The sequence below is a fragment of the Vreelandella glaciei genome, assembly GCF_013415125.1.
In the GTDB taxonomy this organism is placed as follows: Bacteria; Pseudomonadota; Gammaproteobacteria; order Pseudomonadales; family Halomonadaceae; genus Vreelandella; species Vreelandella glaciei.
Genome location: NZ_JACCDE010000012.1, coordinates 71685 through 90820, shown reverse-complemented (window position 1 = coordinate 90820; position 19136 = coordinate 71685). Strand labels below are relative to the sequence as shown.

The following is a 19136-nucleotide window of genomic DNA, read 5'->3' as shown; positions in this document are numbered from 1 at the left end:
TGGGTGGGGCAGTAAGGCAGTAGAGTGATGCGATAAGTTGTCAATGCTGTTAGTTTGTACAAAGTTTGTATAGATAATTGTTTGTAGTGAGACTGAGTTGGGTCATCGGGATGGGTTTTTAAGGGGTATAAGCATGCGCGAACGAGGCAGAACACGACGTTTGATGGGGTTGGGCGCACGCACCGGTGGGGCGTTGCTGAAAACCCGCTTAGGCGGTCAGGCAGATTGGCGTGCTTTGGGCGAAGCGCTATTTGAAGGGCTTTCAGAGCTTAAAGGCCCGGCCATGAAGCTTGCGCAAATCATGTCGCAATGGGATGACCTGCTGCCCCCGGATCTTGCCGAGGAGTTAGCTCGCCTGCAGCGCCAAGCCGAACCCATGCCGTGGCCGCGGATTCGAGAAGCGTTGGTACTGCAATATGGCGATATCGACTTCTACTTCAGCAAAATCGAGGAGCGGCCGTTTGCCAGTGCCTCCATGGGTCAGGTGCACCGTGCCACCACCCATGAGGGTGAAACGGTAGTGCTCAAGGTGCAGTATCCGGGCCTTGCCGATGTATTAGAGAGTGATTTGGTTCAGGTGCGGCGCATTATGCGGTTAGGCCGTTGGTTTAAGGTGCCACAGGCGCGGTTGGATGCCCTGTTTGATGAGCTCGCCGAAAGCCTCAGGGGAGAGCTGGATTATCACGCTGAAGCCGATGCCTTGGCCCGTTACCGTGAACGTTACAAAGATGACCCCAGGCTTGTCATTCCCGAGCCGCTGCCTGCGCTTTCCGGGCAACACGTGCTGGCGATGCGCTTTGTCGACGGCACGCCGTTGCGAGAGTTGGCGGATGCCGATGATGCGACGCGCCAGGGCATGGCCCAAACATTAGCTGATTGGATTACTCAGGAGCTATTTACCTACGGCGAACTGCACGCTGACCCCCATGCGGGTAACTTCGCTGCCGATGCCCAAGGGCGACTGGTGATTTACGATTTAGGCGCGGTGATCGCCGTGCCGGAGACGCGCATCAAAGCGATGATGCAGCTGCTTGATGCCACGTTAAAGCATGACCCCATGGGCATGGATGAGGCGCTGATGCAGATGGGCGGTCGCCAAGGGCAGGGCGCGCCGTTAGCGCTCTATCGCGAATCGGCGGAGTGTATCGCGCCACTGTTCGCACCGGGTGAGCAGGATTTCAGCGATGTGCGGGTACATCGTCAGTTACGAGAGCTAACCCCAAAGGTCTGGGCGGCCATGGACCGCCTGCAGCCACCTGCAGATACACTGCTGCTTTCACGCGCGCTCAACGGTCACTACTGGAATCTTGTGCGTTTAGGCGCGCGATTGGATATGAATGAGCGTACGACCCCATTGTTACAACGGGCCCATTAACGATAAACCGATTGCCGCTGCGAGGGCGTCGGCCTTCGTGATAAACTATGCCGCTTTCATTTTAGACATCGATTACGGGTCATCGTAAAACACAGTGGAGACGGCAATGCTGGCGGTATGGGTCGATCAGCTGCTGGGATTTGCCTCCGGGGCACTCTCGGCAATCAGGCAACAAGAACACTATCCGGACTTCATGACCTGGGTGCGCGCCAAAGGGGCGGACTCATTTGCAGGCGATGTGGCAATGGTTCAGGCATTAGCGCCCGTGCTGTGGTCGCAAACGCCGCTGGAGCGGCTTAATTTTACCTGCGAGCCACTCGCTACACCGGGTCGTAATGAGCCTTGCTGGTGCGACTCTGGGCGTAAGTTCAAGCAGTGCTGCTACAAGATTGAGTTTCCCACCGATATCCCTGATCAGATGATGTGGATGCTGTCGCTACGTGAGTGGAAGGGCGCCACCTTGAAAGCGGCGTTAGATAGCCAGCACGCGCCCCCTCAAGCGCTGCTTGAAGCCGGGTTGATCGCCGCTGAAAGCGGTCAAACAGGCCGCGCAATGCAAATTCTTGAATCGCTGTTCGACGGTAGCGATTGGTCACGTCTGCCGGAGCAGGCGGAACCCGCTTTTGAAATCCTGCTGGATATTTATCAAGAGCGCGGGTTCACCCGCAAGCGCGCCGATTTGCTTGACGAGGTGATGGAACGTGGGCCGCTGTTCTTACGCGGCGTTGCCCTTGAACGACTGTGCTTGATGCACCTCGATAACGATGATCTGGATAGCGCTCGCGGGGCATTCGTGAAAGCCCAACAGGCGCTGCCTGACTCGCCTACCTTGGCTTACATTGAAGCCATGCTGCTGCTGCATGAAGGTCATGAACAGGAAGCCAAAGAGCGCGCTAACTTCTGGTATCGCCGCCTGGTTCGCCAAGGCGAGCTGGACGAAGATCAGTTGGAGTTTCTAGCCGCACTGGCGGATAACCCCGGCGCGACGCTGGCTGACCAATTGCTCAGCGCAGAAGAGGATCTCGCTACTCCGCTGGTGGCGCTTCAAGCATTGCTGGCCGCGCTGCCTACCGCGCCCAAAATCGATGTCAGCGCCGATCCTGAAAGTGGCCGATTGCTGTATAACACCAGCGCCCGTGAAGCCACGCTGTTTGCCGGCTGGCATGAGCAGTTTCAAGTACTGGTCGATGAAGATGTCGCGCTGGGTTTTCGTGATGACCCCTGGGGCAACGCCATTGAGTGGATGTCGGCGCTGTGCGCGCATCCTGAGTGGCTAGATGCCCCGCAGGTAGTGCAAGACTTAACGTTGGCACTTACCAGCCGCTTTGGCAGCCTGCCTTGGATGGCGCCAAGCCTGCTGGAGCCACTGGCGCTGCGCCTCTCGCGCTGGTTGGAGCAAGCCCGCGCCGAAGGCGACGGCAACCTGTGTTGGGATGATGCCAACAACGCGATGTTGCTACGTACTGGCTTGGCGCTGGTAGTGGGAATGGAGCGCGGTGCGCGTCAGCACTCCCGTAAGTTGGCCGAAGAGTTACTGTTGATCGATCAGGAAGATAGCTTGGGGCTGCGCGAGCTGGTGCTGGACCAACTACTGCGGGATGACCGCAACGAAGAAGCGCTGGCGCTGGCGGAAGAGAATGACGACGACGGCTCGCTGGTGCTGGGGCTTTTAATGGGTAAAACCCTGGCGCTCTATCGGTTAGAGCAGCGGGAGGCCGCAGAAGCCGCGCTTGGCGATGTGCTGGGCCATAACCGCTACGCGTTAGAGCTGATTTGCGCAGATAGCCCGCGGCCTTCCATGCCTCATCCCGATGGCCAGGTTGACCCCGGCTCACGGGCGGAAGCGTGGCAGTACCGCACCTTGATGCGCGATCAGTGGCGCACTACGCCAGGGGCCTTGGATTGGCTCGAAACACACCGCTAGTCCAAATTTTCTCTTCACTCGTCTAAGCCTTCAAGCCTGTTTAAGCAGGCTTGGGGGTAGGCACTAGCTGCTTGTCTCGGCTGATCCAAATCGCCAGGATAATGGCGGGCAGGCCCAGTAGCGTTGCGATGACAAAGAAGCTTGGGTAGCCCTGTGAGGTAACGACCAAGCCGCCAAACCCGCTCAAAAACTTTCCTGGTAGCGTCATTAGCGATGAGAAAAGCGCGTACTGCGTTGCGGTATAGGCGCGAGATGTGAGGCTGGAAAGGAAGGCGATAAACACCGCGCTGGCTAAACCGTTGGCGAGGTTATCGCCGATAATCGTGACCACCAGCATGGGCAGTTGGTTACCCACCAAGGCAAGCACCGCAAACAGCAAGTTCGTTACCATCACCAACCCCGCGCCGAAGATCAGCAGTGGGCCGATGCCGTAGCGGGCCACGAAAAGTCCGCCTAATATCCCGCCAGTAATACTCATCGCAATGCCAAATATATTGGTCACGTTAGCAATCTCTGCCAGCGAAAAGCCCAGATCGATATATAGCGGATTAGCCATGGAGGCCATGGCCAAATCGCTGATTCTAAACACCGCAATAAACACCAAAATCCACAGCGCTTTTACACCATAGCGGCTGAAGAAGTCAGTGAATGGGCAGACCAATGCCCCAATACTCCAGGCGCCTAAGCGGCGTAAGATTTTTGGTTTGCCGCGGCTGGCGCGAATAAATGCGCGGACTTTGGGTTCATGAATAAGCTGAATAGAGAGCGATGCCCGTTTGGGTTCTGGTCGCAGCAGCACGGTAAGCACGCCAATGCTCATCAGTGCCGCCATGCTCATATACGCCGCATCCCAAGAGGCCGACGCCGCGATATACAGCGCGCCAGCACCCGCGGCCAGAAGCCCACCGCGATAGCCAATAATATAGGTCGAGGCCATGGCGGCCTGAACATCGTCATCGGCAGATTCAATCCGGTAGGCGTCGATGGCGATATCTTGCGTCGCTGAGCCAAACGCTACTAGCAGGGCAAACAGCGCCACCCAACCGAGATTACCCACCGGGCTTAAACCGGCCAGCCCTACCAGTCCGGCGGCAATTGTCCCCTGGGCTAACAGCATCCAGCCGCGGCGTTGACCAAACGCGCGGGTCAATAGCGGTAGCGCTAATCGGTCAACCACCGGTGCCCAGAAAAACTTGATCGAATAGAGCATGCCGATCCAAGCAAAAAAGCCGATGGCCGCGACTTCGACGCCATCACTGCGTAGCCAGGCGGAGAGCGTGGAAAATACCAGCAGAAACGGCAGGCCTGCAGAAAACCCCAAAAACAGCATGGTAATAACGGGCGCACGACAATAAATAGCCAGTGCAGCAAGCCAACTGCGCTGGGGGGTGGGGTTTAACATTAAACGCTACTCCAAGTGGAAAGACGCTGGCAACGGCCAAGTGATAAACTGATGCAGTGTTCGATTACAAAGCCGACAGCTTACCGGAGAGGAGTTTTCCATGTCGATTACGGCGCATCAGGTAGTTACCTTGCACTATGTCCTCAGCGACGTGCTCAACGATGGCAGCAAGCAGGTATTGGATGACTCCCAGGCGCGCAATAAGCCGTTGGAGTACTTGCATGGGCACGACAATATTGTACCTGGGCTAGAAAATGCGTTAGCGGGCCAAACTGTTGGCGCCGAGCTAAGCGTTCAGCTCATGCCTGCGGATGCCTACGGTGTGCGCAACGAGGCGCTGATTCAAGAAGTTAGTCGCGGCTCTTTTGGTAACGCTGAGCTGCAGCCGGGTAGCCGCTTTCAAACCGAAGGTGAAGCTGGGCCACAAATTGTCACCGTGCTGGAAATCAATGGCGATCGAGTTACCGTGGATACCAACCACCCGCTGGCGGGCCGCACGCTGAACTATCAGGTAACGATTCTGGACGTACGCGACGCCACCCGCGCAGAGCTTGCCAAAGGACACCCGTTACCGCCGGGCACCGAGCACAGCAAGGTTGAAGACCGTAAAGTACTATAGCGTGGTAGCGCTGCTATGAACGCCCAAAAATTGACTAGTATCAATTTCCTGTTCAACCGCTTACTCGCGCCACTCGCCACTTGACCTAGATCAGCATTCTCCCGCCGTTGAGTGACTAGTATCAACGCATACATCACGGCGGGAGGATTCACCATGTATTGGGATGACACAATTGTTTTCGGCTTGGCCACCGTCGCGTTAGTGATCGCTTTTATGGTGGGCTGGGTTGGCTTCGTGATTCGCGATCATCTGCGTAAAGATGAGCGCAAAAAGTAGCTTATCCCGTTCATGTAAACCTTGTCAGGGGAGGGGGTTTGCTAACTTAGTAAACTTCCTTTTGCCAGCCCATATTGGGCTGGCTTTTTTTTTGAAATATCAAAATCGGCTGGGTTGAAAGTATAGTGGATCCCATGATTTAGACCACTGGCTTAGATAGAATGCCACGATAATTCTGGAGAAGTAACGTGGCGAGAAAACAGTTCAATAGTGAATTCAAGGCCAAGGTTGCCATGAAGGCAATTCGAGGAGATAAGACAGTGGCTCAGCTGTCCTCACAGTTCGGTGTGCATGCCTCTTCGGCCAGGTATATTCGACCGATATTACTACCTACATCAGAGTAGGCCGAGGGTTCGCCTATCTGGTGGCAGTTATCGACTGGCACAGCCGCCAGGTATTGTCATGGCGGCTGTCGAATACATGGATACGGCGTTTTGCGTCGACGCGCTTGAAGAGGCTCTGGAGCGCTATGGCGCACCAGGCACATTTAAATACCGACCAACGCAGCCAGTTCACTAGCGAGGTGTTTACGGGCGTTCTCAAGGCTCATGACATTCACATCAGCATGGATGGCAAAGACCGAGTGTTGGATAACATTTTTGTTGAGCGGCTTTGGCGCTCAGTTAAGTACGAGGGGGTCTATCTAAAGCAATACCAAACGATGCAGGCAGCACGGGAGGGATTGAGTACCTACTTCGAGTTTTATAACCATGAGCGCCCTCACCAATCGCTCAATGACAAGACACCGGCTGAGGCACATGGAACTAACGTCCAGTGGCCGCAAGCCGCGTGAACAAGCACTTTAACCCCATAGGCATTTTATCTTAATTTAAAAGCATCACTGGTCTTGACGACGGGGTCCACAATGATTTATAGAAATTAGAGACGACACTTGGAGGGCTGAAAACTTAATCTACTAGCCTGATCAGTCGATTATGACGCCTACCGGCTGACTATTTGGGGAATGTCGGAAGAAAGCGAAGTAGCATCAAATGGCACCAATACCCTAAGGGGGAGATGCACAGAGAATTTATTTTGCTATTACCTATAGGCGTCTTGGCCACTAGTAGCAAAAAAATCGGGAAGGCAAAAAATTATGGCTAGTGAAAATAAATTTCCAAAATTTTTTATGTTTTTTCGCATTTTAAAGGCTATCAGCTTTCTGATGCTCGTGGGAGCTACAGGATGTACACATGATGGTTTAATCCATCCGAGCGTGTTGGGGATCGCCGCAGGCGTTGCGTCAGTAAAAAATCCAGATTTTGATCTAGAGGCGTTTAATAGATCAACAGATCAATATTACGGGAGGTCTGGATCTGGGTTGCAACAGGCCAACTCGAACGGTTCCGTCGGCCAACAAAGCGGAAAAGCGCCAATTACTTTTGTTACAGAGCAATGCATATCAATCAGACAAGCAAGACAAGTTCCTGGTGTCGACGAACAAGCACGTGAATTTGTTAATAAATGCAGCTTTCCAGTCATTGTTGCCCACTGTTTTGTGAACCAGAGATCAAGCGATTTCAGGGGCTGTAAAAGCTATAGCCTCACACAAATGGTGAAGAATAGTTACGATGCTATTACCGGCACACGAGTGCATCCGAAAGGCATTTCAACCTATGATTGGAATTACGCGGTAGTACATATTAAGGCTAGTTCGGCTACTAGCTTCTTGGATCCCGACGTCAGTCTGTTTGATAACAATCAGGGAAGCCTGAGGTATGTAGCGTTTCGTTGTCCTACAGGACGCATTGATCATAGAGACTTATGTGCAACATAGAAAATACAGATTACGCGGCTGCTTTATCACTCTTTGTTGCTTTTGTCGTGTCTCCGCGCGCTGGTTACATTTAACAGTTTATAAAACTCATCCAACTCTTCCTAAGAAACCCGCTGTCTGGGGTCTGCTGGCCAATTCAAAGCCTAATGATTGCGCACGACGTTGTAAGTTGCGAAGAATACGTTGATGGTAGCGTTCCTCATAATAGTCAGCACCGGGGTCTTGATAAACTCAGCCATGCCGCAGGACGTTATAAAATAAAACTGCAATTTTCCTTGCTGTCGCAGTGACCTCCTTAGCATTACCTAGTCGACTCGACAAACGGCGGTAGAACGCACCAAGAGCTGTTTGGGAGCGTCCAACCATCGTAGCAGTCAGACGCAGCAAGGCAGCCGCTCGCTTCTTGGTTCGTCGGGTTCTTGACGATAGCACTTTGCCAACAGAGATCTTGCTTCCCGGTGACAACGCTAGCCAGGAGGTAAAGTGCTTGACCATGGTCCAGCGACGCATATCAGTGCCACACTCGCTAATTAGCTTGAGTACCAAATAGGGACCAAGGCCATGGATCTGAGTTAGGTCAATGCCCAGAACCTGATACAGGCCATTGCGTACATCGAATGCAGGTGCATTAGGGTTGGCATCCCGATGTCGAGCGGCAGGCAGCGAGCTTTCCGGCATTGGCGTTGTAAGTGAAAGTCGTTTGAGAGTCGCTTCAATAAACTGATCGCACTCGGCGACATGCTCATGGTAGGTATCGTACAAGGAGAGAGACTGACGCAGCGCTAGTAAATGTTCCTCACGGTAGTGGCCCTCCAAGCTTTGACGAATTGTTTCCTCACTCGTTTTACAGCGCGGTGGCACGGTCGACATGGTTGGTCAGCACGGAGTAGAGGGTTTCGGTATCCTGGGTAGAAACGACGCTCTTAAAGCCGAAGTCTTCGGCGAGGATAGCCAACGTTATTGCTTAATTGTTCGCCGCGCGCATCCAATAACTGCTGCAATACGTTGGTGCCCACTTCTAAGCGTTCGGAGCCTTTTGCAAGAACGTCGTTTTGCGTAGCGCGTAGAAACTCCACACCAGTGGCAAGTTGAGAAACAATCACCACCGTTAGCAGTACCAGCATCAGGCGCGTTCGAAAGCGCATAGCGACCTAAGAAAATGGCGGATCAACATCTTGTAAGCAGTAGGTAATGCCTAACTAGCGTCTCTAAACCGTTGCTGAAGAGGAGACAGCGTTGGCGCTGGAGGTACCGCATTTAGTTCTAATCGGACGTCCAGTTGGTCTGTATCGGTAATGGTGCCTTCCCACTAGACTTGCTGTCTGTCATCGAGACATAGATGCCAAACCCGAACGCGATGCTGGCCAGGCGAGCAGGTAAGGTAAGCATGCCTTCCAAATCCGTTGTCGCTGCATAAGGGGCGTCACTCACCACAATGAATGCCTGCATATGGTCATGGATATTGCATCCCAATACGACGACCCCTTACTGATCAAAATGAACGGGCTTGGGTGTTTCCTGTAGATACAGATTCAAATCAAACGTTTTCGCCGGTGAAAATGAGTAGACGTGGAGGCGTGTGGTGTCCTGATTGGGAAAGGCAACATAACTGCCGGTGGGCACTGTTAGCACTCTGGGATGAAAAGCCGCATCGCGCTGATAAATATTCTGTTCTTGAGGCTGATTTGCTTCAGTGTCGTAGTAAACCTCAACAACGGCGTTTTCAAGCGGTAACCCTTCAGCATTGTGTATCGTTATTTGCGCGGCGTAAGCGGTAGCGTTAAACAGGCTGCTCGCCAGCAAAAACAGCGGGACATATAGGTGCTGGTAAGCCTATAAAAATTTCACTCGAACAAGTGCGTAAGGACATGGCCGAACTGTTGGACCAGTTCTTGGCGGTCGGCCTGATTGAAGCTGCTGAGCAGACTGCTTAACGCTGTGGTGGCTGGCGCCACGTGTCTCGCCACGCTTGCATGACGCGTTCTGGGTACCACGTCTCTCCCAAACTGCCATTATATCGCGCCAACGCACGAGTAAAGTCGCCACTCTCAATGGCTAGGTAGTGCGCCAGAATCGTACAGCCATAGCGTAAATTGCGCGGCGGGTGGGTGAGGTCGTCAATCGGCAACCCTAGCTCGCTGATCCAGAAAGGCATGATTTGCATCAAGCCAACAGCACCCGCTGATGAAATGGCATCGGCTTTGAACGCGCTTTCGACCTGAATTAAGGCTAACACCAAATCCGGTGGCAAACCTGCGAGTCTGGCTTCTTGGTAGATACGCGTGAGCAGCGTTTGACGTTGGGCCGCATCATCAATGAAGCGCGCCAGTGGCGCATCCATTTGCATGCGCCACTGGCGGGCTGCCCACTGCTGTTGAGCGGTTTGATGCTGCTGGTTGGCCGTTTCAAGAGTCGGGCGAAGAGCTGGTGGCAGCGGCTGTGCTGCTAATGGCACAGCGTCTAGCAACAACACGCCAAGCGTTATAGCAACGCTTGGACGTCGTGCCGTCATTAACCACCGCGCCACAAAGCCTAGAGCCCGCCACGCGGTGACAACCTTTGCCGACTTAGCGGGCCTTCTCACGCAAAAAGTCGATAATTTGATCTGCGGGCACCATGGTTGCTTCGCTATCCCGGCGGCCTTTGTACTCCAGCTCGCCATTATCCAAGCCGCGATCTCCAATCACCAACCGATGGGGTACGCCTATCAGTTCCAGGTCGGCAAATTTGACGCCGGGGCGAGTGTCGCGGTCATCTAACAATACGTCGAGACCAGCGGCGCTGAGTGCTTGGTAAAGGCGCTCAGACTCTTCACGGACACGCTGGGACTTGTGCGCATTCATCGGCACTAATGCCACTTGGAAGGGGGCAATGGCGTTAGGCCAGATAATCCCGGATTCGTCGTGGTTCTGCTCAATGGCGGCGGCGACCACGCGGGTCACGCCGATACCGTAGCAGCCCATCCACGGGTGGCTGGTTTTGCCGTTATCGCCCAACACGTTGGCGTTCATGGCCTGGGAATATTTTTGGCCAAGCTGGAAAACGTGACCGACTTCAATACCGCGCTTGATGGAGAGCGTACCTTGGCCATCGGGAGACGGATCGCCTTCAACGACATTGCGTAGATCGGCAATCTCGGGCAGGGCCACATCGCGCTCCCAGTTAATACCGAAGTAGTGCTTGTCATCCACATTGGCACCGGCGCCAAAGTCGCTCATCAATGCCACGCTGCGGTCAATAATGACCGGCATTTTCAGACCGACCGGGCCCAGTGAGCCGGGCCCGGCACCCACCGCTGCACGAATTTCTTCTTCACTGGCCATGGTTAGCGGCGCAGCGACGTTGGCCAAGTTTTCTGCCTTAACTTCGTTGAGCTCATGATCGCCACGAATCAGCAGCGCGATCAGGCCGCCTTCAGCTGCGTGAACCATCAACGTTTTGATGGTTTTTTCAATCGGCAGCTCGAACTGCTTCACCAGGGCAGCGATCGTTTTGGTGTCAGGGGTATCGACCAAGCGCAATTCTTCGCTGGGTTCGGCACGAGTTGCTTGGCTACCAAGCGGAGCAGGGAGCGCCTCGGCTTTCTCCATGTTGGCCGCGTAATCGGAGGAGTTGGAGAACACGATATCGTCTTCACCGGAATCGGCGAGTACGTGGAATTCGTGAGAGCCGGTACCGCCAATCGAGCCGTTGTCGGCGATGACGGGACGAAAGTTAAGCCCTAAACGCGTGAAAATGCGCGTGTAGGCATCGTACATATCCTGATAGGTCTGCTTCAGTGACGCTTCATCCAGGTGGAAGGAGTAGGCGTCCTTCATGATGAACTCACGCGAGCGCATCACCCCAAAGCGTGGACGAATCTCATCGCGGAATTTGGTTTGAATCTGATAGAAATTGACCGGCAGTTGCTTGTAGCTGGCGATCTCTTTACGCACTAGGTCGGTGATGACCTCTTCGTGGGTCGGGCCAACGCAGTAGTCGCGGTCATGGCGATCTTTTAAACGTAACAGCTCAGGGCCGTACTGCTCCCAACGGCCAGACTCTTGCCATAGCTCCGCCGGTTGAACGGCGGGCATCAGTACTTCTTGTGCACCGGCGCGGTTCATCTCTTCGCGCACGATGGCTTCTACTTTACGCAGTGTGCGCAGGCCAAGCGGCAGCCATGTATAAAGCCCTGAGGTTAAACGGCGAATCATCCCGGCGCGTAGCATTAGCTGGTGGCTAATGACTTCGGCGTCGGCCGGGGTTTCTTTCAGAGTGGCAATCAATAATTGGCTGGCGCGCATGGGTTAGAGCATTCCTTAGAGCTTAGAAAATAGCGTTTAGAAGAAAATGTGCTTGGAAGAAGCCATACTCACATTCAGGGCGGTAGCCCCGTTAGCGTTGAATCGGGCCATTGTACGGCCTAGCGGTTAAAGCGGCAAAATAGTGCTTATCGCCAAATTATCTATGCTTTTGGCAGGCTGTGCTAAACTACGTTGGTTTTAGAGCGCGATAGTCGGCAATGAATAGCCATAAAAAAATGCTGCACGACAGCATGTTACGCCGACTATGGTTACTTTTTTGATTGAGGGAATCTTCATGCATCAAGCAGTTCGTCGCTGGTTGACAGGCGCCGTGATTGGCGTTTCAATCGTGTCATTAAGTGGTTGCGGTACATTGTTTCATCCTGAGCGAAAAGGTCAGATGAGTGGCGATATTGATCCGGTTATCGCTATCGCCAATGGGGTAGGGTTACTGTTCTTTATCGTACCTGGGGTGATTGCCTACGCCGTGGATTTCTCTAATGGCACCATCTATCTGCCCGGCCGCAACAGCGCCTCAGTAGATGTTCACCACTTAGACGACGCTATGGATGTGGCTTCCCTGGAAAAAATACTCTCTGAGAAGGCTGGTCAGCCGGTGAGCTTAGAGAGCGAGTTAGTCATGATTGAAGAAATGGGCAGCCTTGATGAAGCGCTGGCCATGGTGCGTATGTCAGGCGTGCTGGACGAGGAAAAGCTTTCCGCGATGTAACGTTTAACGCTGCTCGCTAAAACCCAGCCCGGCTTTCTGCCGGGCTGGGTTTTTTTATGCTGAGTATGCGTTACGCATACTGGGCGGGATTGGGAACGCTGGGAAAACGTGGTGGATATGCTTCCATGTAAGCGTGGCAAGCGCGTAGAACGCGAATATCATCAAACTTGCCGCCAGCGAGTTGGAAGCCAACCGGCAAGCCTTCATTGGTAAACCCGCAGGGTACCGATGCGGCGGGTTGCTGGCTGAGGTTAAAGGGGTAGCTAAACGGCGCCCACTCTTCCCAGTCCTGCATGCCGCTGCCTGGGGGCACTTCCTGATTAATTTCAAACGGACTGACTGCCACCGAGGGTGTCATCAGTAAATGATATTCTTGATTGAAGTGTTCCAGGCGTTGCGTTAATGCCGCGCGGTCGGCCAGGGCACGAAACAGCTCAACGGCTTTCCAGGGCTCTGCTTCGCGGGCATTGGCTACCATGCCGGGATCTAAAAGCGTGCGCTGATGTTGGCTCGTTTGCGACCACTGCTCTAAGGAGGCGGTAAACCATAGCTTGCGAAATGTCTCCAGTGGTGACGAAAAGCCTGGGTTTACCTCGACGATTTCAGCGCCCAACTCCTCCAGTCTCATGGCCGCTTCATGCACGCGCTCGGCAATTTGCGGGTCTACCTTGGCGTAACCAAGATCCGCGGAGTAGCCAATCCGCAGCCCGGTTAATCCTTTGTCCAGGTCGACCCCCCAGCACTCAGGCTGCCCGCGAGTGGCGTAGGGGTCACGATAATCGTAGCGACCTATCACATTCAGCATGCTGACCGCGTCGCGCACGGTACGTGTCAATGGCCCCAGGTGAGAAAGGCTGGGCTCTTTTGCGGGCGGCCATTGAGGTGTCCAGCCGTAGGTGGGCTTGAAGCCAAATACCCCCGTAAACGCCGCGGGAATACGGATCGAACCGCCTGAATCGCCGCCCTGGTGAAGCACGCCCATATTGAGAGCTGCGGCTGCAGCGGCTCCGCCGGAGGAGCCGCCAGGGGTCAAACGGGTATCCCAGGGGTTGGCCGTGGCACCAAAGATACGGTTATCGGTGACCGCTTTCCAGCCGAATTCGGGCGTATTGGTCTTGCCCAGTATCACTGCCCCTGCTTCGCGTAACATGCGGGCCGGAGGCGCATCGGTATCGCATGGCGCGTCGGAGGAGGTCAGTGACCCTTCCCGGCAGGGCATGCCTGCCACCTGAGTCAGGTCCTTCAGCGATACCGGCACCCCATCGATGGGGCTGAGTGGTTTACCTTGCCCCCAGCGCCTTGCCGAGGCTTTTGCCGCTGATTCGGCGCCTTCGGCATCCACGTGAACATAAGCGTTCACGTCTGGGTTGAAGCGCTCGATCCGCTCAAGGGCGGCTCGGGCCGCCTCGAGGGGGGAAGCCTCACGGCTTGCGAACAAGTGAGCTAAGGTCTGGGCATCCAGGCTGCCAAGATCGGTACCGCTCATCGCATACTCCTTACGTCGGCTGGGCTTGGGAAAGGAGTCTAAGGGTAGGCAAGCATTGCCTGCGGTGCAAAAGCAGCAGCCATGCAAAAGCCGCAGCCATTCAGAGTTTAATGGCTCGACGTGGCTTCTTTGGACGCCTGAGCGCGCAGCCAGCTGATCTCCTCGGCCCATATCTCAGGCTCGACGGTTTCCAATATTAAAGGAATGTCGTCAATCCGGGCATCCTGCATGATGGTGGTAAAGGCGGGTAGCCCGATATTGCCTTTGCCCAGGCTATGGTGGCGATCCACACGGCTGGCGAATCCGCTTTTGGCATCGTTCAAATGCATACCACGCAGGTAGTTGAACCCCACCACTTTGCCGAGCTCATCAAGCGTTCCCTGTGTCGCTTCTGTACTGCGCAGGTCATACCCGGCGGCAAAAGCATGGCAGGTATCAATACATACGCCCACGCGGGTTTTATCGTCTACATGCTCAATGATCTCGGCCAGATGCTCAAAGCGCCAGCCCAGGTTGCTGCCTTGCCCCGCGGTGTTTTCAATCACTGCCGTGACACCTTGGGTATGCGTAAGCGCTTCATTAACGGACTCGGCAATACGCTTTAAACAGTCGCTTTCGCTGATCTTGTTTAGATGACTGCCTGGGTGGAAATTGAGCAGTGTCAGGCCGAGCTGTTCGCAGCGCTGCATTTCATCTAAAAAGGCCTCCCGGGATTTGGCTAAGCCTTCCTGCTCTGGGTGGCCCAGATTAATCAGGTAGCTGTCGTGGGGTAAAATTTGCCCAGGCGAAAAAGCGTGTTTAGCACAGGCATCACGAAAGGCTTGAATCGCGTCATCGGTGAGGGGCTTGCCCTTCCACTGGCGCTGGTTTTTGGTGAACAGCGCAAAGGCATCGGCACCGATCTCCACCGCCCGGTGAACGGCTTGATCTGCACCGCCAGCGGCGCTCACGTGGGCTCCCAGGTATTTCACAACGGACTCCTTGTCATTGTTTGAACGTACTCAAGTATATGAATGGATTAATGGCTATCTAGAAAGCGCTTGAACGCAGCGGGTTCGTCGGTAATCACGCCAGCGATACCCCACGCCCAGCGGCTATGGAAGGCGCTGGGGTCATTGGCGGTATAACAAAGGACCTGATAGCCGTCCCGTTGCATGGCCTCGACCTGGGCGCGCTTCAGGCGTGACCAGGACGGGTGCACGCTAAAAGCGTCAATGGCTTCGCACTGTGCTCGCCAAGTTTTGGGTACGCCATTGTACAGCACGCCTAGCGCCAGACGCTCCTTGCCTGCTAACTGGCGGCAGTGGGTCAGGGCCTCGGTATTGAAGGAGGAGATGATCAGCCGTTCGGGGGGCAGGGTGTCCAGCATCTCAGGCAGGGCGCGCTCCACCAACGCGGTGGGGTCGCGCCCTTTGTTGACTTTTATCTCCATGTTGACGCCCATTTCCAGCTCGTTAAGTAGCGCCAGCATTTCTCCCAGACTGGGCATCTTTTCACCTGCAAAGCGATCACCAAACCAGCTGCCCGCATCCAGCGTTTGCGCTGTTGCCCAACTCATTGAGGCCAGGCTGCCGCGCCCGTTCGAGCAGCGCGACACGTCGGCGTCGTGCCAGATGACCGGGGTTCCATCACCGAGCAGTTGCACGTCCAGCTCTACCCAGGTGGCGCCCGCCTGATGGGCGGCGCGCACGGCGGCCAAGGTGTTTTCGGGAGCAGCGGCAGAGTAGCCGCGGTGGGCAATCAGCGAGGGAACTTGAATAGCGGGATGCGTCATGACAGCGCTCTAAGCCTTGGACGATAAAGGAGTGTAGATTCTAGCATGGGGGGATGACAGCGGGATTTCACCGCTAAACAGCATAGGGGTGAAAATAGGCTAGCGTGCTAGCTTGATTTAAACGTCATGACGCGCTTGTATAGCGGCACCTGTTGTCTTGTCTATCTTGTACAAACCCAACAATGAAAGGAAACCCTAATGTCTAAGCGTATCCAATTTGCCCAGACCGGCGGTTCCGAGGTGCTTGAACTGGTCGACGTGACCCCCGCTGAACCCGGTCAGGGCGAAGTGCGTATCGCCAACAAAGCCGTTGGCCTCAATTTTATCGATATCTATTTTCGTACCGGTCTTTATCCTGCCCCCGCGATGCCTTCTGGCCTTGGCACCGAAGGCGCCGGTGTAGTCGATGCTGTCGGCGCTGGCGTGACGCACTTAAGCGTCGGTGATCGCGTCGCTTATGCCCAAGGACCTTTAGGTGCTTATGCAGAACTGCATACGCTGCCAGCGACGAAAGTGGTCAAGCTCCCCGATTTTGTTGATTTCGAGACGGCAGCGGCCAGTATGCTCAAGGGCCTGACCGTGCAATACCTGTTGCGCCAGACCTATGAGCTGAAAGGCGGCGAAACCATTCTGTTCCATGCGGCTGCCGGTGGGGTAGGGTCGATTGCCTGCCAGTGGGCGAAGTCATTAGACGTTAAGCTAATTGGTACCGTCAGTTCCCAGGAAAAAGCGGATCTGGCCATGGCCAATGGTGCCTGGGCGACGATCAATTACAGCGAAGAGAACGTGGTCGAGCGGGTGCGCGAGCTGACTAACGGCGAGATGTGCGATGTGGTGTATGACTCGGTAGGTAAGGATACCTGGGAAATGTCGCTGGACTGCTTGAAGACGCGCGGCTTGATGGTGAGCTTTGGCAACGCTTCGGGCCCGGTGGATGGTGTCAATATCGGCATCCTCAACCAGAAGGGCGCGCTTTACGTGACTCGCCCCAGCCTGAACGGTTACGCCGACACGCGCGAGCGTCTGGAAATGATGTGCCAGGAGTTTTTCGCCATGCTCGAGAGCGGAAAGATCAAGATTGACATCGCCAACCGCTATCCGCTGGCAGAAGCGGGTAAGGCCCAGGACGCCCTACAGAGCCGTAAAACTACCGGCTCGACTATTCTCTTGCCCTAATTCCTAACTACATAAGTACCCTACATACACATCCAACTGACGCATTCGACTCTCATCGCTTGCCACGCTATTGGCAAGCTGGTCAGGGCCGAATGCCACGGTCGGCTATTCAGCGGGCGATGCGTATGCAGGGACTATACCTGTGTATAGTAAACGTCTAATGTGCGTGGAGAATAGCCATGCCTGTGGCGTGGCGTGCATCAATCGTATGCTGCCGTTATCAAACGGTGGCAAGGGAGTAGGAAAAGGATGTCGGCTGAGGACATGAGTGTTGAGAGCTCAGGTGCTGAGGGCTCAGGTGCTGAGAGTCTCAATCTTGAAGCGTTAGGTCTTGAGTGGTTGGCGCTTTCGCCAAGTACATTGGTGTTTATCGTGCTTGGCCTGACGCTGGTTGCGTTCATATGGGGACGCTTTCGCTACGATCTAGTTGCGTTGGCGGCGTTGCTGGGATCGGTCATGCTCGGGCTAGTGCCTGCCGAGAACGCCTTTATGGGTTTCGGCCATCCGGCGGTGATTACAGTGGCCGCCGTGCTAGTACTTAGCCGGGGCTTTGAACGCTCCGGTGTGGTCGATATTATTTCCAATCAAGTGTTAAAAGTGGGTGAAAACCTGCTGCTTCAGCTATTAGTGCTGGTGGGTACCGTCGTGTTGTTATCGGGCATTATGAACAATGTGGGCGCTCTCGCACTGCTGTTACCGGTGGCGATGCGGTTGGCTCGTGAACATAATACCTCGCCCTCTTTACTGCTGATGCCGCTGGCGTTCGGGTCTCTGCTGGGCGGCCTGACAACCTTAATTGGCACACCACCCAATATCATTATCTCCAGCTACCGGCGCGATGTGACGGGTGAAGCGTTCAGCATGTTTAGCTTTTCGCCTGTCGGGATTGCGGTGGCGCTGGTGGGGCTTGTGTTTATTGTGTTGGTGGGCTGGCGCTTGACGCCGAAGCGCAGCGGCCAAGCCTCTACCGATGAAATGTTCGATACCGCCAACTATTTGGTGGAATTGAAAGTAGGTGAAGAGTCGAAAGCCAAAGGCTTAACGTTACAGCAACTGCGTGATGAGCTGGACGAAACCATCCCCGTGTTAGCGGTCGTTCGCGATGATAACCGTCGTGCTGGCTATAACTTCCACGGCGCCTTGGAAGAAGGGGACATTCTGCTGTTGGAAGCAGGTCCCGATGAACTCCAGATGCTGGAAGATAAGGTAGGGCTTAGTGCGATAGCCGAACTGGAAGAAGAGGCGGACGTCCCTGAACACACCGCAAGCGGCGAAGAGGTCGAGAAAGCTGGCACGGGTGAAGCGAAAGATGCGGTACAGGACCGGCAGCCAGTGGATACCGAAGGCTTGCAGCTAATTGAAGCCGTGGTACGTAATGATTCTATGATGATCAATCGCAGCGTGCGTCAGTTACGCCTGAATCACCAGTTTGGCCTGCACCTAGTGGCCGTGGCCCGGGATGGCGGTCGTTTGAAGCAGCGCCTGCGCGATATCCGCTTTAAGAACGGTGATGTGTTGCTGCTGCAGGGCAGTGAGAATGAAATGTCCGACAGTCTGGCCTCCCTTGGTTGCCTGCCATTGGCTAGCCGGGAATTGCACTTGGGGCAGCCGCGCAAGCTGGCCATGTCGATCGCCATTTTTGCCTTAGCCATCATTGCCATGCTGTTCGATCTGCTGCCCGCGGCAGTCGCCATGAGTACCGCTGCTTTGATTTCGCTACTGATTGGCGTATTGCCGTTGCGCGAAGGGTATCAAGCCATCGACGGCCCTGTGATCGTGCTGTTGGCCGCAATGATACCCGTGGGGGAGGCGCTTGAAACCAGTGGCGGTGCCGACCTGATTGCCGATGCACTGCTGCGCTTTGGCAGCGACTGGCCGGTGGTGGTCACCATGGTGGGGCTGTTCCTGCTCTCTATGCTGCTCTCGAATGTGGTCAACAACGCGGCGGCTGCGCTGCTGATGGCGCCGATTGCAGTCAGCTTGGCCAATGGGTTCGATGTCTCGCTCGATCCGTTCTTGATGGTGGTGGCCGTAAGTGCTTCCTGTGCGTTTTTAACTCCCATCGGCCATCAGTCGAATACACTGGTGCTGGGCCCAGGGGGCTATCGGTTCGGTGATTACTGGAAGCTGGGGCTACCGCTTTCGCTGGTAGTACTGGCTGTCGCTATCCCGCTGATTCTGCTGGTATGGCCGCTGTAAAAAACGTCTAACGGTCCGGCCTGTCGGTGTGATGGTAGCGAAGGGGTGGATGAAGGCTATTAGGTTTCGAAAATTTTGCTAACCTATTACGTTCAGAAACCAATAAAAATCG

General features: G+C 54.9%; 18 protein-coding genes and 1 pseudogene. 9 read left to right on the top strand and 10 right to left on the bottom strand.

What is annotated here, in order from left to right; all coding sequences use genetic code 11:
• Positions 1 to 133: 133 nt before the first annotated feature.
• On the top strand, positions 134 to 1375 hold the full coding sequence (locus tag HZS80_RS09910) for an ABC1 kinase family protein (RefSeq protein ID WP_179915969.1): 1242 nt from the start codon (positions 134 to 136) through the stop codon (positions 1373 to 1375).
• Between the two features lie 106 nt (positions 1376 to 1481).
• Positions 1482 to 3299 carry an SEC-C metal-binding domain-containing protein gene (locus tag HZS80_RS09905; protein WP_179915968.1) on the top strand — a complete coding sequence of 606 codons (1818 nt, stop codon included), beginning with the start codon at positions 1482 to 1484 and terminating at the stop codon, positions 3297 to 3299.
• Positions 3300 to 3339: 40 nt separating this feature from the next.
• Here HZS80_RS09905 and HZS80_RS09900 read toward each other — a convergent pair whose 3' ends face one another.
• Positions 3340 to 4701, bottom strand: coding sequence for an AmpG family muropeptide MFS transporter (locus HZS80_RS09900; protein ID WP_035565943.1), 1362 nt, complete (start codon positions 4699 to 4701; stop codon positions 3340 to 3342).
• A gap of 100 nt (positions 4702 to 4801) precedes the next feature.
• Here HZS80_RS09900 and HZS80_RS09895 point away from each other — a divergent pair, with 100 nt between their 5' ends.
• The 4 genes and pseudogenes from HZS80_RS09895 to HZS80_RS09885 all read left to right on the top strand — a co-directional run bounded on the left by HZS80_RS09895 (position 4802) and on the right by HZS80_RS09885 (position 7373).
• Positions 4802 to 5320: an FKBP-type peptidyl-prolyl cis-trans isomerase gene (locus HZS80_RS09895; protein WP_179915967.1), complete on the top strand. Its 519-nt coding sequence runs from the start codon at positions 4802 to 4804 to the stop codon at positions 5318 to 5320.
• Between the two features lie 153 nt (positions 5321 to 5473).
• Entirely contained in the window at positions 5474 to 5596 is a 123-nt protein-coding gene (gene ccoM, locus HZS80_RS23845; RefSeq protein ID WP_008956688.1) for a cytochrome c oxidase subunit CcoM, read from the top strand.
• Positions 5597 to 5900: 304 nt separating this feature from the next.
• A pseudogene (locus HZS80_RS24130) lies at positions 5901 to 6389 on the top strand (integrase core domain-containing protein); the annotation flags it as partial.
• A 303-nt stretch (positions 6390 to 6692) separates the two neighbouring features.
• Positions 6693 to 7373 (top strand): hypothetical protein, encoded by a 681-nt coding sequence (locus HZS80_RS09885; RefSeq protein WP_179915966.1) that lies wholly within the window; start codon positions 6693 to 6695, stop codon positions 7371 to 7373.
• Between the two features lie 231 nt (positions 7374 to 7604).
• On the opposite strand, the gene HZS80_RS09880 is transcribed toward HZS80_RS09885, so the two are convergent.
• From HZS80_RS09880 to HZS80_RS09860, 6 genes are all read right to left on the bottom strand, one after another.
• Positions 7605 to 8243, bottom strand: coding sequence for a transposase (locus HZS80_RS09880; RefSeq protein ID WP_052703763.1), 639 nt, complete (start codon positions 8241 to 8243; stop codon positions 7605 to 7607).
• 53 nt (positions 8244 to 8296) lie between these two features.
• On the bottom strand, positions 8297 to 8518 hold the full coding sequence (locus HZS80_RS09875) for a hypothetical protein (RefSeq protein WP_035565933.1): 222 nt from the start codon (positions 8516 to 8518) through the stop codon (positions 8297 to 8299).
• A 118-nt stretch (positions 8519 to 8636) separates the two neighbouring features.
• Positions 8637 to 8846, bottom strand: a complete 210-nt coding sequence (locus tag HZS80_RS23495) for a hypothetical protein (protein WP_246361892.1) — start codon at positions 8844 to 8846, stop codon at positions 8637 to 8639.
• 12 nt (positions 8847 to 8858) lie between these two features.
• Entirely contained in the window at positions 8859 to 9176 is a 318-nt protein-coding gene (locus tag HZS80_RS23490) for a cupredoxin domain-containing protein (RefSeq protein WP_246361890.1), read from the bottom strand.
• A 127-nt stretch (positions 9177 to 9303) separates the two neighbouring features.
• Positions 9304 to 9885, bottom strand: a complete 582-nt coding sequence (locus HZS80_RS09865) for a transglycosylase SLT domain-containing protein (RefSeq protein WP_035563599.1) — start codon at positions 9883 to 9885, stop codon at positions 9304 to 9306.
• A gap of 55 nt (positions 9886 to 9940) precedes the next feature.
• Positions 9941 to 11659 carry a proline--tRNA ligase gene (locus HZS80_RS09860; RefSeq protein WP_035563602.1) on the bottom strand — a complete coding sequence of 573 codons (1719 nt, stop codon included), beginning with the start codon at positions 11657 to 11659 and terminating at the stop codon, positions 9941 to 9943.
• A gap of 295 nt (positions 11660 to 11954) precedes the next feature.
• Here HZS80_RS09860 and HZS80_RS09855 point away from each other — a divergent pair, with 295 nt between their 5' ends.
• Entirely contained in the window at positions 11955 to 12389 is a 435-nt protein-coding gene (locus HZS80_RS09855; protein ID WP_035563605.1) for a hypothetical protein, read from the top strand.
• A 70-nt stretch (positions 12390 to 12459) separates the two neighbouring features.
• Here HZS80_RS09855 and HZS80_RS09850 read toward each other — a convergent pair whose 3' ends face one another.
• The 3 genes from HZS80_RS09850 to HZS80_RS09840 form a co-directional block, all read right to left on the bottom strand.
• Complete coding sequence (locus tag HZS80_RS09850; RefSeq protein ID WP_035563608.1) at positions 12460 to 13875, bottom strand: amidase; 1416 nt, start codon at positions 13873 to 13875, stop codon at positions 12460 to 12462.
• Positions 13876 to 13982: 107 nt separating this feature from the next.
• Positions 13983 to 14846 carry a deoxyribonuclease IV gene (gene nfo, locus HZS80_RS09845; RefSeq protein ID WP_179915965.1) on the bottom strand — a complete coding sequence of 288 codons (864 nt, stop codon included), beginning with the start codon at positions 14844 to 14846 and terminating at the stop codon, positions 13983 to 13985.
• A gap of 47 nt (positions 14847 to 14893) precedes the next feature.
• Entirely contained in the window at positions 14894 to 15649 is a 756-nt protein-coding gene (locus HZS80_RS09840; RefSeq protein ID WP_179915964.1) for a glycerophosphoryl diester phosphodiesterase, read from the bottom strand.
• 198 nt (positions 15650 to 15847) lie between these two features.
• Here HZS80_RS09840 and HZS80_RS09835 point away from each other — a divergent pair, with 198 nt between their 5' ends.
• Both HZS80_RS09835 and HZS80_RS09830 read left to right on the top strand, forming a co-directional pair.
• Positions 15848 to 16825, top strand: coding sequence for an NADPH:quinone reductase (locus tag HZS80_RS09835; protein WP_179915963.1), 978 nt, complete (start codon positions 15848 to 15850; stop codon positions 16823 to 16825).
• Positions 16826 to 17074: 249 nt separating this feature from the next.
• A complete protein-coding gene (locus HZS80_RS09830; RefSeq protein WP_179915962.1) occupies positions 17075 to 19024 on the top strand; it encodes an SLC13 family permease in 1950 nt (649 codons plus the stop codon).
• Positions 19025 to 19136 lie beyond the last annotated feature (112 nt).